General features: G+C 74.3%; 15 protein-coding genes. 12 read left to right on the top strand and 3 right to left on the bottom strand.

The window, feature by feature from the left end:
* Nucleotides 1-477: 477 nt before the first annotated feature.
* Nucleotides 478-948, top strand: coding sequence for a C40 family peptidase (locus J7W19_RS30285; protein ID WP_040890238.1), 471 nt, complete (start codon nucleotides 478-480; stop codon nucleotides 946-948).
* Nucleotides 949-1,062: 114 nt separating this feature from the next.
* On the opposite strand, the gene J7W19_RS30280 is transcribed toward J7W19_RS30285, so the two are convergent.
* Complete coding sequence (locus J7W19_RS30280) at nucleotides 1,063-1,491, bottom strand: ATP-binding protein (RefSeq protein ID WP_004946364.1); 429 nt, start codon at nucleotides 1,489-1,491, stop codon at nucleotides 1,063-1,065.
* 362 nt (nucleotides 1,492-1,853) lie between these two features.
* Here J7W19_RS30280 and J7W19_RS30275 point away from each other — a divergent pair, with 362 nt between their 5' ends.
* Nucleotides 1,854-2,747: a helix-turn-helix domain-containing protein gene (locus tag J7W19_RS30275; RefSeq protein ID WP_004946365.1), complete on the top strand. Its 894-nt coding sequence runs from the start codon at nucleotides 1,854-1,856 to the stop codon at nucleotides 2,745-2,747.
* A 55-nt stretch (nucleotides 2,748-2,802) separates the two neighbouring features.
* Nucleotides 2,803-3,066 (top strand): DUF397 domain-containing protein, encoded by a 264-nt coding sequence (locus tag J7W19_RS30270; RefSeq protein WP_040890241.1) that lies wholly within the window; start codon nucleotides 2,803-2,805, stop codon nucleotides 3,064-3,066.
* Here J7W19_RS30270 and J7W19_RS30265 read toward each other — a convergent pair.
* Entirely contained in the window at nucleotides 3,063-4,286 is a 1,224-nt protein-coding gene (locus J7W19_RS30265) for an 8-amino-7-oxononanoate synthase (RefSeq protein ID WP_004946373.1), read from the bottom strand. The genes J7W19_RS30270 and J7W19_RS30265 overlap by 4 nt on opposite strands.
* A gap of 263 nt (nucleotides 4,287-4,549) precedes the next feature.
* On the opposite strand from J7W19_RS30265, the gene bioB reads away from it, so the two are divergent.
* From bioB to J7W19_RS30245, 4 genes are all read left to right on the top strand, one after another.
* Nucleotides 4,550-5,788: a biotin synthase BioB gene (bioB, locus tag J7W19_RS30260; protein WP_004946376.1), complete on the top strand. Its 1,239-nt coding sequence runs from the start codon at nucleotides 4,550-4,552 to the stop codon at nucleotides 5,786-5,788.
* The gene (locus J7W19_RS30255; RefSeq protein ID WP_004946377.1) at nucleotides 5,781-7,133 is read left to right on the top strand and encodes an adenosylmethionine--8-amino-7-oxononanoate transaminase; all 1,353 of its coding nucleotides are present in this window, start codon (nucleotides 5,781-5,783) and stop codon (nucleotides 7,131-7,133) included. The genes bioB and J7W19_RS30255 overlap by 8 nt, the downstream gene beginning before the upstream one ends.
* Complete coding sequence (gene bioD / locus J7W19_RS30250; RefSeq protein ID WP_004946381.1) at nucleotides 7,130-7,831, top strand: dethiobiotin synthase; 702 nt, start codon at nucleotides 7,130-7,132, stop codon at nucleotides 7,829-7,831. Before J7W19_RS30255 ends, bioD begins: the two co-directional genes overlap by 4 nt.
* Before the next feature lie 224 nt (nucleotides 7,832-8,055).
* Entirely contained in the window at nucleotides 8,056-8,733 is a 678-nt protein-coding gene (locus tag J7W19_RS30245) for a class I SAM-dependent methyltransferase (RefSeq protein WP_004946383.1), read from the top strand.
* Between the two features lie 8 nt (nucleotides 8,734-8,741).
* Here J7W19_RS30245 and J7W19_RS30240 read toward each other — a convergent pair whose 3' ends face one another.
* The gene (locus J7W19_RS30240) at nucleotides 8,742-9,314 is read right to left on the bottom strand and encodes a TetR/AcrR family transcriptional regulator (protein WP_004946388.1); all 573 of its coding nucleotides are present in this window, start codon (nucleotides 9,312-9,314) and stop codon (nucleotides 8,742-8,744) included.
* Between the two features lie 106 nt (nucleotides 9,315-9,420).
* Here J7W19_RS30240 and J7W19_RS30235 point away from each other — a divergent pair, with 106 nt between their 5' ends.
* From J7W19_RS30235 to purB, 5 genes are all read left to right on the top strand, one after another.
* Nucleotides 9,421-10,587, top strand: a complete 1,167-nt coding sequence (locus tag J7W19_RS30235; RefSeq protein ID WP_004946391.1) for an FAD-dependent monooxygenase — start codon at nucleotides 9,421-9,423, stop codon at nucleotides 10,585-10,587.
* A gap of 203 nt (nucleotides 10,588-10,790) precedes the next feature.
* On the top strand, nucleotides 10,791-12,155 hold the full coding sequence (locus J7W19_RS30230) for a hemolysin family protein (RefSeq protein WP_004946397.1): 1,365 nt from the start codon (nucleotides 10,791-10,793) through the stop codon (nucleotides 12,153-12,155).
* Nucleotides 12,152-13,165, top strand: coding sequence for a hemolysin family protein (locus J7W19_RS30225; RefSeq protein ID WP_004946398.1), 1,014 nt, complete (start codon nucleotides 12,152-12,154; stop codon nucleotides 13,163-13,165). Before J7W19_RS30230 ends, J7W19_RS30225 begins: the two co-directional genes overlap by 4 nt.
* Nucleotides 13,166-13,243: 78 nt before the next feature.
* Complete coding sequence (locus tag J7W19_RS30220) at nucleotides 13,244-14,173, top strand: SGNH/GDSL hydrolase family protein (protein ID WP_004946401.1); 930 nt, start codon at nucleotides 13,244-13,246, stop codon at nucleotides 14,171-14,173.
* Nucleotides 14,174-14,232: 59 nt separating this feature from the next.
* The gene (gene purB, locus J7W19_RS30215; protein ID WP_040890244.1) at nucleotides 14,233-15,687 is read left to right on the top strand and encodes an adenylosuccinate lyase; all 1,455 of its coding nucleotides are present in this window, start codon (nucleotides 14,233-14,235) and stop codon (nucleotides 15,685-15,687) included.
* The last annotated feature ends 2 nt before the right edge of the window (nucleotides 15,688-15,689 follow it).

The raw sequence follows: 15,689 nt of genomic DNA, 5'->3' as shown, positions 1-15,689 counted from the left end.
CGGAAACGCTTTTCAACAGGATTCCTCCAGACAGCGGACGCGATCGTAGACGCGCTGCGGTGATCACTCTCAGCGGCGCGCGCACTCCGCGCTTGAGTGATCCGTAACCGGCGCAGGTGACGGCCTCAGCACGGCCTTCCCATGAGGGTCAAACCGCCCTGCGTCCACCTGAATTGCCCACAGGTGACGAGGCTCACATAACCGGGGTTCCGCTCGGAAAGCCGGCCGCGACTGCGTCAAGATCCTCGGGACGACAAGCCCCCGCCACACGGCGGGGCGGTCCCGGCGGACGCCGAACCCTGCCGCCGCCGGGGCGGGTCGACGAGGAGTGCATCGGCAGGGATGGAGGACCCGAGCACGGCGGGGCGGCCCCACGGAGCCGCCCCTTGGGGTGAAGCCGCCCAGGCGGCCGGGCATTCTTCGCCTGCCCGAACCCGACAGGCAATCCTTCACAGGCGGCTGACGAAGGGTATGCGCATGGGCGCGCACAAACGTCCCGCAAGGCTGTCCAAAGCCAAGGCCGCATCGGCCCTGACCCTCGCCGCCGTCGGCGTCACGGTGCTGACGCCGGGCGGCACCACCAAGGCGGAGGCGGCATCCGTCTCGGTCAGGGCACTGCAGATCGCCGCATCCAAGCAGGGCTCGCCCTACCAGTGGGGCGCCACGGGCCCGTACCGCTTCGACTGCTCGGGGCTGACTCTCTACTCCTTCAAGCGGGCCGGCAAGCAGCTGCCCCGCACCGCCGCGGCCCAGTACAACCGCACCCGCCACATCCCTCGGTCCGCCCGTGAAGAGGGCGACCTGGTCTTCTTCCACTCCGGGCGGGGCGTCTACCACGTCGGGATATACGCAGGGGGCGACAAGATGTGGCACGCCCCCAAGACCGGTTCCGTCGTCCGCCTGGAGCGGATCTGGACGACCAGCGTCTGGTACGGCCGGGTGACCTGAGCCGGGTGACCTGAGCCGGATGACCTCAGCCGGATGACCTCAGCCGGGCGGTCCCACCCGGACGGTCCGAGCCGAGCGACCCGAGGCCGCCGGTCGGGCGGGGGACCCCCGCCGTCACCGCACCGGCACGGTCCACGGCAGGCGGATCCACACCGTCTTGCCGCCCTCGGCGGTCGGTGTGACACAGAACCGGCCGCCGCGCTCGGCGGCGAGCCAGCGAACGATCACCAACCCCCGCCCGTTGTCCTGCTGGACCGCGGCGGGCAGCCGGCGGGGGTGGCGGGGATGGCTGTCGGTGACCCCGATACGCAGCTCCTCGTCCCGTTCGAGCAGCACATCCACGGTGAAGGTGGGGGACTGGCCGCGGGTGTGCTGCACGGCGTTGGTGGCCAGTTCGGAGACGATCAGCCGCACCGCCTCGGCGATCTCCGTGCCGTCCGGCAGACCCCACCCCGCCAGCACGGACGCGACATAGCGGCGGGCCGTGGACACCGAGGCGGGGGCGCTCGGCAGAGTGACGGACGCTTCCTGGAGATCTGCCATGTCACTGACCCTTTCCGCCGGGTTCCATCCGGTTCCACCAGATCCCACCAGGGCGGGCTCCCTGAGCGGTGCGTGCGGGCACGCGGGGTGACAGGACCGGTCGGGAGAGGCCCACGGGCGGCTCTTCACGTCAGAGTGCCACTGATAACGCCCGTGATGGGTGCGATCCACCGAGATGTGCATATATCTGTCGCTCGAAGCGGTGAACTCTGCGACGGCAGACCGTATGTGAGCGGATCGATGGTCTATTGACTCAGGGGTACGCATCGACTCAGGAGACGCGTGTGAGGACGTACGCACGCCCGCCCGGCCGGCCCTCGGGAGGGCGGCGGGACGTGCAACGCACGAGGGAGGGACCGCCGTTGCGGTACGGACCGGCGGTACGCCGTCGCAAACTCGGTGCCGAACTGCGCCGCCAGCGCGAACTGACCGGGATGACCAGCCGGCAGGCCGCGGATGCGGTCGGCTGGCACCAGTCGAAGGTGAGCCGCATCGAGACCGGCAGCAGCGGCGCCAAGCCCGCCGACGTCACCCGGCTGCTGGACGCCTACCGGGTCTCCGACCCCGAACTCCGGGCCCTGCTCGGGGCCTTGTGCGGCGCGGACTCCACGGGTCCGGGCGACGGCCGGTCCGGCTCGCGGCGCGGCTGGTGGTACGCGTACCGCGACCTGCTGCCCTCCGCCTACCTGGACTTCATCAGCCTGGAGTCGGAGGCGTCGCGCTCGCGCACGCTGGAGACCACGGTGGTGCCCGGCCTGCTGCAGACCCCGGCGTACGCCCGGGCGGTGACCCGGGCCGCGCTGGGCGACCCGCCGGAGCGGCAGGTCGAGGAGCTCGTCCGGGTGCGCATGGCACGGCAGTCGGTGCTGCGCCGGCCCCGGCCGCTGGAGCTGTGCGCGATCCTGGACGAGGCGGTGCTGCGGCACGAGGTGGGCGGACCCGAGGTGATGGCGGGGCAGTTGGGGCACCTGTTGGACACAGGACGCCTGCCTCATGTGCGGCTGCACGTCCTCCCGTTCACCCGGGGCAACCACATCGGTATCACCGGCCCTTTCGTCATCTTCTCCTTTCCGCGCATCGCCGATCTGGACGTGGTGGTTCTCGACCATTTGACGAGTAGCCTCTATCTGGAGCGGAAAGAAGACCTCAGGGCGTACGGCGCCGCGTTCACCACGCTCCGGGCGCACGCCCTCTCGCACGAAGAGTCCCTGGAGTACATCGCCGAGGTCGCGGCGGACCGCGACCGCACCCGGTGATCCGCCCCGGACCCGCGGGGATGCCCGACCACACGAGGACGCGCAGGGAGGCGCCATGTCCGCACCACCGCGGTACGTACCTTCTCGTTCGGTTCTGCGCGCGGCCGAGTGGCGGCGCAGCAGCCACAGCACCGGCATGAACAACTGCGTCGAGGCCGCTCCCCTGGCCGGCGGCGGCCTCGCCGTGCGCGACTCCAAGCGGCCGGCGGGCCCGTGGGTGGTGGTGGGATCCGCCGCCTGGAAGCCGTTCGTCAGCCTGCTCCGGTCGGCGGCGGGTGACGTGCGGTACGCCCCGTCCCTCCGGTGCCCCTCCCGTTAGAGACGCCGCTCCGGCCGGAGCCCCCGGGCGCCCGCCGGGGCAGTCCGGACGATCGTCGCGACCGCCTGTTCGACCTCGCGGTCCGAGAGGTCGGCGCGGGCGGTCAGGCGCAGCCGGGAGACGCCGTCCGGCACGGACGGCGGGCGGAAGCAGCCCACCGCGAGGCCCTCCGCCCGGCAGGCGGCCTGCCAGCGTACGGCCGCCTCCGGCGTGGGGGCGCGGACGGAGACGACGGCCGCGTCGGGGCGTACGGCGGTGAACCCGGCGGCCGTCAGCCGCCGGTGCAGCCCGCCGGCCACCGCGCGGACGCGGGTGACCCGGTCCGGCTCCCGGCGCAGGACGTCCAGGGCCGCCAGGGCCGCCCCGGCGGCGGCGGGCGCGAGGCCGGTGTCGAAGACGAAGGTGCGGGCGGTGTTGACGAGGTGGGTGATGACGCGCGCGGGGCCGAGCACCGCGCCGCCCTGGGAACCCAGCGACTTGGAGAGGGTGACGGTGGCCACCACGTCCGCGGCCCCGGCCAGCCCGGCGGCGTGCGGCGCGCCGCGGCCCCCCTCCCCCAGGACGCCGAGCCCGTGCGCGTCGTCCACCAGCAGTCCCGCGCCGCGCTCCCGGCACACCCGTGCCAGGTCGGCGAGCGGCGCGGCGTCGCCGTCCACGGAGAACACCGAGTCGGTGACGACCAGGGCCCGGCCCGGGTGGGCGGTCAGGGCCTTGCGGACGGCGGCCGGGTCGGCGTGCGGGACGACGGCCTTCCGGGCGCGGGCGAGCCGGCAGCCGTCGATCAGCGAGGCGTGGTTGCCCTCGTCGGAGACCAGCAGCGACGGGGTGCCCGCCGGGTCCGGGGGCGCGGCGAGCGCGGTGACTGCGGCCAGGTTGGCGGCGTAGCCGGAGGAGAGGACGAGGGCGGCCTCGAAGCCGCAGAACTCGGCGAGGCTCCGTTCGAGTTCGGCGTGCAGCTCGGTGCTGCCGCTGACCAGGCGGGAGCCCGTGGCGCCGGCGCCCCAGCGGTGGGCCGCCGCGGCGGCGGCCCGGGTGACGCGCGGGTGGCGGCACAGGCCCAGGTAGTCGTTGCCGGCGAGGTCGGTGGTGGAGGTGTCGCCCGAGGGGCGGGCGGGGCGGGGGCGCAGGGTGCGGGCGAGGCCGGCGTCGCGGCGCGCCCGGTGCTGCGCGTCGATCCAGTCGAAGACGCTGTCGAGACTGTGGGCGCTGTCGTGGGGCATCGGCCGTCCCGGCTCCTGTGCGGTCCCTGTGGGGTACGTGCTTCGGGTGTGCGTACCGTGCCGGTCCGGGTGCGTCCCCGGGCTCATCTGTGGGATTCACATAAATCGCCGCGAGGTCGTTTCACCGGGCCGAGTACGGCCGACCCTCAAACTAGCCTTTCCCGCGCATGATCAGCATGTCGTGATCCACCCAGCTTGGACACGCGGTGTTGTGAGATCCCTACCTTGGCCCGGAGCGCTCCGGTGGGACAGGATCTCTGGCCATGGACCTGATCGACACCTTGGTGGAGAAGGGGCTGCGGCGCGAGTCGCCGACCCGCGACGAGGCGCTGGCCGTACTGGCGACCTCCGACGACGAGTTGCTGGACGTGGTGGCCGGGGCGGGCCGGGTGCGCCGGAAGTGGTTCGGGCGGCGGGTGAAGCTCAACTACCTCGTCAACCTGAAGTCCGGCCTGTGCCCCGAGGACTGCTCGTACTGCTCCCAGCGGCTGGGCTCGGAGGCCGGGATCCTCAAGTACACCTGGCTGAAGCCCGAGGAGGCGTCGAAGGCGGCGTCGGCGGGCGTGGCGGGCGGCGCCAAGCGCGTCTGCCTGGTGGCCAGCGGGCGCGGTCCGACGGACCGGGACATCGACCGGGTCTCGCGGACCATCGAGGCGATCAAGGAGGAGAACGAGCAGGTCGAGGTGTGCGCCTGCCTCGGGCTGCTCTCCGAGGGCCAGGCGGAGCGGCTCCGCGCGGCGGGCGTCAACGCCTACAACCACAACCTCAACACCTCCGAGGCCACCTACGGCGACATCACCACCACCCACACCTACGCGGACCGCGAGGAGACCGTGCGGCTGGCGCAGGGCGCCGGCCTGTCGGCCTGCTCGGGGCTGATCGCGGGTATGGGCGAGAGCGACGCGGACCTGGTGGACGTCGTGTTCGCGCTGCGCGCGATGGACGTGGACTCGGTGCCGGTCAACTTCCTCATCCCGTTCGAGGGCACCCCGCTGGCCGAGGAGTGGAACCTCACGCCGCAGCGGGCGCTGCGCATCCTGGCGATGGTGCGCTTCGTCCACCCGGACGCGGAGGTACGGCTGGCCGGCGGCCGCGAGATCCACCTGCGCAGCCTCCAGCCGCTGGCCCTGCACCTGGTCAACTCCATCTTCCTGGGCGACTACCTGACGAGTGAGGGCCAGGAGGGCAAGGCCGACCTCGACATGATCGCGGACGCGGGCTTCGAGGTGGAGGGCATGGGCACGACGACGCTGCCCGCGCACCGGGCGCGGAAGGAGGCGTGCGGCGGCGGGAGTTGCGGGCCCTGTGGGGACGCGGACGCCGCCGGGCCGACGGAGGCCGCCGGATCCGCGGAGATCGCCGGATCCGCGGAGATCGCCGGATCCGCGAAGGCCGCCGCCGAGCCGGCCGGGGCCGCAGCCGACGAGCCGGGCGCGGCCCGTACGGACCTGGTCGCGGTACGCCGCCGGGGCGCGGGAACGGACCTGCCGCCCAATGCCTGAACCTCTCCTCCGCCCAGGGGCGGAACCCCTCACCCCCCGCCGCCTCCTGGAACTGGACCGGCAGCACGTCTGGCACCCGTACGCCCCGATGCCCGGCCGCCGCGACCCGCTGGTCGTCGCGTCGGCGTCGGGCGTCCGGCTGCGGCTGGCGGAGCCGGCGCACGGCACGTCCGAGCTGGTGGACGGCATGTCGTCCTGGTGGGCGGCGCTGCACGGCTACAACCACCCGGTGCTCAACGAGGCCGCGCGGGCCCAGCTGGACCGGATGAGCCACGTGATGTTCGGCGGGCTCACCCACGAGCCGGCCGTCCGGCTGGCCGCCCGGCTGGTGGAGATCACGCCGGAGGGCCTGGAGCACGTGTTCCTCGCCGACTCCGGTTCGGTCTCGGTCGAGGTGGCCGTCAAGATGTGCCTCCAGTACTGGCGTTCGTCCGGCCGGCCGGAGAAGCGGCGGCTGCTCACCTGGCGCGGCGGCTACCACGGCGACACCTGGACGCCGATGTCCGTCTGCGACCCGGACGGCGGGATGCACAGCCTCTGGTCGGGCGTGCTGCCGGAGCAGGTGTTCGCGGACGCGCCGCCGCCCGGCTTCGACGCCGAGCCCGACCCGGCGTACGAGGCGCACCTGCGGGAGCTGGTGGAGCGGCACGCGCACGAGGTGGCCGCGGTGATCGTCGAGCCGGTGGTGCAGAACGCGGGCGGGATGCGCTTCCACTCCCCCGGCTACCTGCGGCTGCTGCGCCGGCTCTGCGACGAGCACGACGTGCTGCTGGTCTTCGACGAGATCGCCACCGGTTTCGGCCGCACGGGCGCGCTGTTCGCGGCGGACCACGCGGACGTCACCCCCGACGTGCTCTGCCTGGGCAAGGCCCTGACGGGCGGCTATCTGACGATGGCGGCGGCGCTGTGCACCCCGCGGGTGGCCGACGGGATCTCGCGGGGCGAGGTGCCGGTGCTCGCGCACGGCCCCACGTTCATGGGCAACCCGCTGGCGGCGGCCGTCGCCTGCGCGTCGGTGGACCTGCTGCTGGGCCAGGACTGGCAGGCGGAGGTCAAACGGATCGAGACCGGCCTGCGGAACGGTCTGGCCGAGGCGGCCGGGGTGCCGGGGGTACGGGACGTCCGCGTCCTGGGCGCCATCGGCGTCGTCCAGCTGGACGCGCCGCTCGACGCGGCGGGGATGGCGGCGGCGACGGAGGCGGCGGTGCGCGAGGGCGTCTGGCTGCGGCCGTTCGGCGACCTCGTCTACACGATGCCGCCGTTCGTCACCGACGACGAGGATCTGGCGCTGATCTGCCGGGCGGTACGCGCGGCCGCGGAGGCGGCGGGAGGGAAGCGGGCATGACGGTACTGATCGTCTCGGGCACGGGCACCGAGCTCGGCAAGACGATGACGACGGCGGCGATCGCCGCGGTCGCGCTGGCGGAGGGCCGCTCGGTGGCCGTCCTCAAGCCGGCCCAGACGGGCGTCGCGGCGGACGAGCCGGGGGACGTGGCCGAGGTCCGGCGCCTCGCCGGCCCGGTCACCGGCCTCGAACTGGCCCGCTACCCCGAGCCGTTGGCCCCCGCGACGGCGGCCCGGCGCTCCGGCCTGCCTCCCGTCCGCCCGGCGGACGTCGCCGCGGCGGCGGAACGGCTGGCCGCCTCGCATGATCTGGTGCTTGTCGAGGGGGCGGGCGGGTTGCTTGTCCGCCTGGACGACGAGGGGGGCACGCTCGCGGACGCGGCACGGCTGCTCGGGGCTCCCGTGCTGGTGGTGGCGGCGGCCGGGCTCGGCACGCTGAACGTGACCGCGCTCACGGCGGAGGCGTTGCGCTCGCGCGGGCTGGTCTGTGCGGGGGTGGTTGTCGGCAGTTGGCCTGCCGAGCCGGATCTGGCGGCGCGGTGCAATGTGTCCGACTTTCCGGAGTCGGCGGGGGTTCCGCTGGTCGGCGCACTGCCCGCTGGGGCGGGTGCTTTGGCGCCGGGCGTTTTCCGCGCCCGTGCGGGGGGTTGGCTGGGGCCGGAGTTTTCCGGGACGTGGTCGCCGGCTGATCTGGTTTGAGAGGCCCCGGTCCCTCCCTTTCACCGTTTCTTGCGGGGGCTCCGCCCCCGCACCCCCGAAGCACCCTTCGGGCTTCCCCAGACGGGGTGCCCCCAGTCCTCAAGCGCCGGACGGGCTGATTTCAGCCCGTTGGGGGTGCCCCTCCGGGGGAGGGACCGGGGCTCACCTCCCCCCGCACGGGGAACAATCGCGGTAGCCGACGTGTCCCCGGAAAGGGGTGTGCCATGCCGCCGCTTCACCGTTCCAGGCCACCACGTGACCCCGGCCCCGTCCACCACCCCCTCTTCGCCCGCTTCTACGCGCGCACGGCCCCCGCCCTGGACGCGCGGAGTGGACTGGCCGCGCACCGGCGGGAGTTGGCGGCCGGGCTGGCCGGGCGGGTGATCGAGATCGGGGCCGGGCCGGGGCTGAACTTCCCTTACTACCCGGACGCCGTGTCGGAGGTGGTGGCGGTCGAGCCGGAGCAGCGGTTGCGGCGGGCGGCGGTGGAAGCGGCGGTACGGGCCGGGGTGCCGGTGGACGTCGTCCCGGCGGCGGCGGAGGCGCTGCCGGTGAAGAGCGAGGCGTTCGACGCGGCCGTGGTCTGCCTGGTGCTGTGCTCGGTGCGGGACGTGCCGAGGGCACTCGGTGAGCTGCGGCGGGTGCTGCGCCCGGGCGCCGAGGTCCGCTTCCTCGAGCACGGCCGCGCCGAGGAGCGGACGTTCGCCGCAGTCCAGCGCGTGGCCGACCGCACCCTCTGGCCGCGGCTGTTCGGCGGCTGCCGGACGAGCCGGGATCCGCTGCGGGCCCTCGCCGCGGCCGGGTTCACCGTCCGTACCGTCCGCCGGGTGCGGGTGCCCGCGACGGGCCTGCGACTGCCGTCGTCCCCGTGCGTCCTCGGGGTGGCGGTCCGTTCGGGCTGAGCCGGCCGTCAGCCTCCGTCGGGCCCGCGCAGCGCGGCCTCCACCAGGCCCCTGACGTGCTCGCGCGGCACCGCGCCGCCCGCCACCAGGCGGTCGAAGACCAGGCCGTCGACGCAGGCGAGCAGGGTGACGGTGCGTTCCTCGGGGTCCGGGACGCCGCGGGCCGCGAGGAAGTCCCGGACGGCGGTCCGGGCCGGGTTCTCCCGTGGCGCGAGGACTTCCCGCAGCGCGGGGTCGCGCACGCTCTCGACGGCGCAGGCGTAGCGGGCCAGGGTGCGCCGGCGGCCGGGGCCGGTGAGGCGGAGTTCGGTGAACGCGGCCAGGCCGGAGGTCAGTTCGTCGGCGTCCCGGGGTACCGGGAAGGCCGCGCCGAGCGTCCGCAGCTCGGTCTGGTCGATCTCGACCAGCCGCCGGACCAGGGCGTCGAGCAGGGACCGGCGGGTGCGGAAGTACGCGGAGGTGGTGCCGGGCGGCAGGTCCGCCGCCCGGTCGACGGCGCGGTGGGTGAGCCCGCGCATGCCCTCGTCGGCCAGGACGTCGAGGGCGGCGTCGGCGATGAGGGTGCGTCGTTCGGTGGCCACACCCCCCTTTCTATCGCAGGTGATCCTCTGGCCTATGATCCCGGCACAAGGTTCTTCTACAGGTGTAGAAGGTCCGGTGTGAGCGCGACGTGGGAAGGGGCCTGGCATGGGCAGCAGCGCGGTGATCGTCGGCGGTGGCATCGGGGGGCTGGCGGCCGCCCTGGGGCTGCGCCGGATCGGCTGGGAGGTGACGGTCGTCGAACGCGCCCCCGTCCTGGGCGACGCGGGCGCGGGCATCTCCCTGGGGGCCAACGGCGTCCGCGCCCTCGACGAACTCGGCGTCGGCGAGGCGCTCCGCGCCGCCTCCCGCTTCCAGTACACGGGCGGGACGCGCACCCCCGACGGCCGCTGGCTGGCCCGGATGGACGGCGCGGCCCTGGAGCGGAAGCTGGGCACGCCGATCGTCGGCATCCCCCGGTCCACGCTGCACGGCATCCTGCGCGCCGCGCTCCCGCCGGGGGCGCTGGTGACCGGGGCGGAGGTGACGGAGGTGGACCGCATCGACCACACGGACCCGTCCGGCGCCCGGGTCCGCTGGGGCGACGAGGTGCGGACGGCGGACGTGGTCGTGGCCGCCGACGGCGTCGGCAGCCGGCTGCGCCGCGCGCTGTTCCCCACGCATCCCGGCCCCGCGTACAGCGGCTCGACGGTGCTGCGGGCCGTCACCGAGCGCCCGGTGGACCTCCGGACCGACTTCGAACTGACCTGGGGACGGGGCGCGGAGTTCGGGCACATCGCGTTCGCCGACGGCCGGGCCGAGTGGCACGCGGTCCTCAACGCGCCGCTCGGACTCCGCCCCGCCGACCCGTTGGCCGCGCTCCGCCGCCGCTTCGGCGACTGGCATGCCCCGATCCCGGAGCTGCTGGCCGCCACCCGCCCGGAGGACGTCCTGCACCACGACATCCACGAGCTGGCGACTCCGCTGCCCTCCTTCGTCGCCGGCCGGGTGGCCGTCCTCGGCGACGCGGCCCACGCGATGACCCCGTTCCTGGGCCAGGGCGCCTGCCAGGCGCTGGAGGACGCGGTCACCCTGGCCGCCGCCCTGGCCGCCGAGCCGTCGGTCGCGTCCGGGCTGGCCCGCTACGACGCCGAGCGTCGACCCAGGAGCCAGGCCGTCGCCCGCGCCGCCCGGCAGGCCGGGCGCATGGGCCCGCAGCTGGACCGGCCGCTCGCCATCGCCCTCCGGAACACGGCGTTCCGGCTGGCCCCGTCCGGCACCGCGGTCCGCGCGGTCCTGCGGCACGCCACGTGGACGCCGCCCCGCCTGAAGTGAGCCGGAACGCTCGCTTTGCCTTTCCTTTACCATGGGTGGTCACGGTTCCCGGGGCATCCGTCTCCTTGTGAGTCCCCGCGAACCGTCCTCCGTGCGAACGAAAGGTGTGAGCGTCCCCCCATGGGCGAACCTCCCGGCAGTACCGGCGTCCGACATCGCGCGCCCCTCCGGCCCGTGCCCGATCATGGGACGGAGGTGACCCGATGACCGAAGTGCTCCTGCTGGTGCTCACCCTGGTGCTGACGCTCGCGTGCGCCCTCTTCGTCGCCGCCGAGTTCTCGCTCACCACGGTGGAGCGCGGCGAACTGGAGCGGGCCGCCGAGTCCGGCGACCGCCGGGCGCAGGGCGCGCTGCGGGCCGTCCGCGGCCTCACCTTCCAGCTCTCCGGCGCGCAGCTCGGCATCACCGTCACCGGCCTGGTCATCGGCATGCTCTCCAAGCCGTCCCTGGCCACCCTGCTGACCGGCCCGGTGCAGGCACTCGGGCTGTCCCGGTCGGTGGCGTCGTCGGTGGCGCTGGCGCTGGGGACCGTGCTGTCGACCGTGGTGCTGATGGTCGTCGGCGAGCTGATCCCCAAGAACTGGGCGATCTCCCGCCCGCTGCCGGTGGCCAGGACCGTGGCCGGCCCGCAGCGTGCCTTCTCCGCCCTCTTCCGGCCGCTGATCCGGCACCTCAACAACTCCGCCAACCGCGTCCTGCACCGGATGGGCGTGGAGCCCGCCGAGGAACTGGCCACCGCCCGCGGCCCCCGCGAACTGGCCGCCCTCGCCCGGCACTCGGCCCGCGAGGGCGCGCTGGAGCCGGACACCGCCGAGCTGTTCGTCCGCACCCTCAACCTCGCCGACCTGACGGCGGAGAACGTGATGACACCCCGGGTGCAGGTCACCGCGCTGGACGAGCGGGCCACCGTCGAGGACGTGGCCAACGCCACCCGCGCGACCGGCCTGTCCCGCTTCCCCGTCTACCGGGGCAGCCTCGACTCCGTCGTCGGCATCGCCCACATCAAGGACGTCCTCGCCGTCCCCGCCGACCAGCGCCCCCAGCGCCCGGTGACCACGCTGCTCCGCGAGCCGCTGCTCGTCCCCGCGTCCCTCACCGTCGACCGGCTGCTCGACCGGCTCTCCGCCAAGCGCAGCATGGCCGTCGTCATCGACGAGTACGGCGGCACGGCCGGCGTCGCGACGCTGGAGGACATCGTCGAGGAGGTCGTGGGCGAGGTCCGCGACGAGCACGACCCCGTCGAACGCCCCGACCTGGCACCGGCCGGCACCGGCCCCGAGGGCCGGCAGCGCTACGACGCCGACGGCGCCACCCGCACCGACCAGCTCGACGCCATCGGCCTGCGGGTGCCCGAGGGCCCGTACGAGACGCTGGCCGGCCTGATCGCCACCGACCTCGGCCGGATCCCGGCCGCCGGGGACACCCTGGAGGTGGCCGGCTGGCGGATCGAGGTGACGGACGCCTCGGGGCGGCGCGCCGCCCGCGTACGCCTCACGGCCCCGGACCGCGGCCCCGACGGTGACGGCGACGGGGACGCGGCGGACGGCCTCGGGGAGGCCGGCCGATGACCGCCGTGCAACTGCTGATCGGACTGGCGACGCTGGTCGCCAACGCCTTCTTCGTCGGCGCCGAGTTCGCCCTGATCTCCGTGCGCCGCAGCCAGGTCGAACCGTACGCCGACCAGGGCGACCGGCGGGCGCGCCGGGTGCTGTGGGGCCTGGAGCACATCTCGGCCCTGATGGCGGCGGCGCAGCTCGGCATCACGCTCTGCACCCTGGTGCTCGGCGTGGTCGCCGAACCGGCCATCGCCACCCTGCTGGAGCCGGTGCTGCACGCGGCGGGGCTGTCGCCCGGCGGCATCCACGCGGTGTCGTTCGCCATCGCCCTGGCCGTCTCGACCTACCTCCACATGCTCTTCGGCGAGATGGTGCCCAAGAACATCGCGCTCGCCGAGCCGGTGCGCACCGCCCTGTTCCTCGGCCCGCCCCTGGTGGCCCTGTCGCGCACGCTGCGCCCGGTGGTGTTCGCCATCAACCAGCTCGCCAACGGTGCCCTGAAGCTGCTGCGGGTGGAGCCCAAGGACGAGGTGGCGGCGGTCTTCTCGGACGACCAGCTGGCCCGCATGGTGGCGGACGCCCGCGCCGCGGGGCTGCTGGACGAGCGGTCGACGGCACGGCTGCGGGACGCCCTGGAGCTGGGCAAACGCCCGGTGGCCGATGTCGTGCTGCCGGTCGAGCGGGTGGTCGCGGCCCGCTTCGGGGTCACCCCCGAGCAGTTGGAGGCGCTGTCCGCCCGGTCCGGCTACTCCCGCTTCCCGGTGATCGACGACCAGGGCCGGATCCTGGGCTACCTGCACGTCAAGGACGCCCTGGACGCGACGCCGCGCGACGTCCCGTTCCCGCTGCGCCGGATACGCACCATCGCGCAGGTACGGGCCGACACCCCGCTGGACGACGTCATCACCGCGATGAGCGGCACCGGCGCCCACCTCGCGGCGGTGCTCGGCACCGACGACCGGCTGGCCGGGATGGTCACGCTGGAGGACGTACTCCGGCAGCTGGTGGGACGGAAGGTGTGAGCGGCCGGGGGTGAGCCAGGCGCGGGACGGGAGGGACCGCAGGGGCGCGGCGAGCGACGGGAGTAGGATCGCCGCGCCATGCCGATGAACGCCACGCACCCCGAGAACCCCGAGCACACCGCGCCGGACCGGCCCGCCGAAGCGCCCGTGTTCACCAGCTTCGTCGCGGTCGGCGACTCCTTCACGGAAGGCATGTCCGACCTGCTGCCGGACGGCTCCTACCGCGGCTGGGCCGATCTGCTCGCCGCCCGCCTCGCCGCCCGGACCCCCGGCTTCCGGTACGCCAACCTGGCGGTGCGCGGCAAGCTCATCGGGCAGATCGCCGACGAGCAGGCGGCGCCCGCCGCCGCGCTGGGCGCCGACCTGGTGACGCTGGTCGGCGGGCTCAACGACGTGCTGCGGCCCAAGTGCGACGTCGGCCTGGTCTGCGACCGGCTGGCCGAGACCGCGGAGCGGCTGGCGCCGAGCTGCCGGCAGCTGGTGCTGATGCGCAGCCCGGGCCGGCGCGGCCCGGTCCTGGAGCGCTTCCGCCCCCGGATGGAGCGGCTGTTCGGCTTCGTCGACGAGCTCGCCGAGCGGCACGGCGCCCTGGTCGTCGACCTGTTCGGCGCCGAGGTGCTGGGCGACTCCCGGCTGTGGGCCGAGGACCGGCTGCACCTGAACGCCGAGGGGCACCGGCGGGTCGCCGAGGCGGTCTGGCAGGCGCTCGGCCTGCCCGCGGAGTCCGACTGGCGGCGCCCGCTGCCGCCCGCCGTCCGCCCGGGCTGGGCCACCCGGCGGAGTTCCGACCTCCGCTTCGCCCGTGAGCACCTCGGCCCATGGATAGGCCGCCGGCTCACCGGGCGGTCCTCGGGCGACGGCCGGGCGGGCGCGCACTTCAGCACCGCGCTCGGGGAGGCGTACTTCGTGACGCCGGCGGCCGACCCGCCGGGCTGCGTCACCGGCTGGCAGCGCTGGGCGGCGGCCCCGGCGGCGGACGGAACCTCCGATTCCGGCCGCTCCTCGTAGGAACGCACCATCCGGGCCGCCGCACGGGTCTGCGCGTTCCGCCAGTAGACTTACGTCACGTGACTGCTCCCGCATCTTCCGCATCCTCCAAGCCCCGCATCCCCAACGTGCTGGCCGGCCGCTACGCCTCCGCCGAGCTCGCCGTCCTGTGGTCCCCCGAGTACAAGGTGACCCTGGAGCGCCGGCTGTGGCTCGCCGTGCTCCGCGCCCAGAAGGACCTGGGGATCGAGGTGCCCGACGCCGCGCTCGCCGACTACGAGCGGGTGCTGGAGCAGGTCGACCTCGCGTCGATCGCCGAGCGCGAGAAAGTCACCCGGCACGACGTCAAGGCCCGCATCGAGGAGTTCAACGCCCTCGCCGGCCACGAGCACGTCCACAAGGGCATGACCTCGCGCGACCTCACCGAGAACGTCGAGCAGCTGCAGATCCGGCTCTCGCTGGAGCTGGTCCGCGACCGCACGGTCGCCGTCCTGGCCCGGCTGGCCAAGCTGGCCGCCGACCACGCCGAGCTGGTCATGGCCGGCCGCTCGCACAACGTCGCCGCCCAGGCCACCACCCTCGGCAAGCGCTTCGCGACCGCGGCCGACGAGCTGCTCGTCGCGTACGGCCGGGTCGAGGACCTGCTGGCCCGCTACCCGCTGCGCGGGATCAAGGGCCCGGTCGGCACCGCCCAGGACATGCTGGACCTGCTCGGCGGCGACGCCGGCAAGCTCGCCGAGCTGGAGCGCCGGATCGCCGCGCACCTCGGCTTCGGCACCGCCTTCACCTCCGTCGGCCAGGTCTACCCGCGGTCGCTGGACTACGACGTGGTCACCGCGCTGGTGCAGCTCGCCGCCGCGCCGTCCTCGCTCGCCAAGACCATCCGGCTGATGGCCGGGCACGAGCTGGTCACCGAGGGCTTCAAGCCCGGCCAGGTCGGCTCGTCCGCCATGCCGCACAAGATGAACACCCGCTCCTGCGAGCGCGTCAACGGCCTGATGGTCATCCTGCGCGGCTACGCCTCGATGACCGGCGAGCTGGCGGGCGACCAGTGGAACGAGGGCGACGTCTCCTGCTCGGTCGTGCGCCGCGTCGCGCTGCCGGACGCGTTCTTCGCGCTCGACGGCCTGCTGGAGACCTTCCTCACCGTCCTCGACGAGTTCGGCGCGTTCCCGGCCGTCGTCGCCCGCGAACTCGACCGCTACCTGCCGTTCCTGGCCACCACCAAGGTGCTGATGGGCGCGGTCCGGGCCGGCGTCGGGCGCGAGGTCGCGCACGAGGCCATCAAGGAGCACGCCGTCGCCTCCGCCCTGGCCATGCGCGAGCAGGGCGCCGAGCGCAACGAGTTGCTGGACAAGCTGGCGGCCGACGAGCGGATCCCGCTGGACCGGGCCGCGCTGGACGCGCTGATGGCGGACAAGCTGTCCTTCTCCGGCGCCGCCGCCGACCAGGTCGCCTCCGTGGCCGCCCGCGTCGAGGAGATCGTCAAGGCCCGCCCGGAGGCCGCGGCGTACGCGCCGGGTGCCATCCTGTGACG

The sequence above is a fragment of the Streptomyces mobaraensis NBRC 13819 = DSM 40847 genome, from assembly GCF_017916255.1.
In the GTDB taxonomy this organism is placed as follows: domain Bacteria; phylum Actinomycetota; class Actinomycetes; order Streptomycetales; family Streptomycetaceae; genus Streptomyces; species Streptomyces mobaraensis.
Note: the sequence above shows the minus strand (reverse complement) of the source record. Positions and strands in the feature narration are given on the sequence as shown.